Annotated in this window: 1 protein-coding gene; it reads left to right on the plus strand. The window is 65.8% G+C overall.

What is annotated here, in order from left to right; genetic code table 11:
• Positions 1-212: hypothetical protein (locus R0J92_RS27270; protein ID WP_411053982.1), on the plus strand; the 212-nt coding region annotated here is incomplete at its 5' end.
• Between the last annotated feature and the right edge of the window lie 19 nt (positions 213-231).

Below are 231 nucleotides of genomic sequence, written 5' to 3' on the forward strand. Positions count from 1 at the left end.
CGCTTGCTCGCCTCGTTGTGGAGGAGCATTTCAGGTCGCACAGCCTGATGCGCCAAATGGGTTTGGCCTTGCGGCTGGTCGCGTTGCGTCGCGCGACGCCTGCCGGTACGCTGGGGGCGGGCCTGAGCGACCATATCCGCAGCGATCTCGGCTTACCCAGTGGATATGAGCTCGTCGAGCCGCCGGACTGGTATCCTCCCCCTCTCTACTGAGTGCACCCCTGCCGGGCGT

It is taken from the genome of Tritonibacter sp. SIMBA_163 (assembly GCF_046535935.1).
GTDB lineage: Bacteria > Pseudomonadota > Alphaproteobacteria > Rhodobacterales > Rhodobacteraceae > Epibacterium > Epibacterium scottomollicae.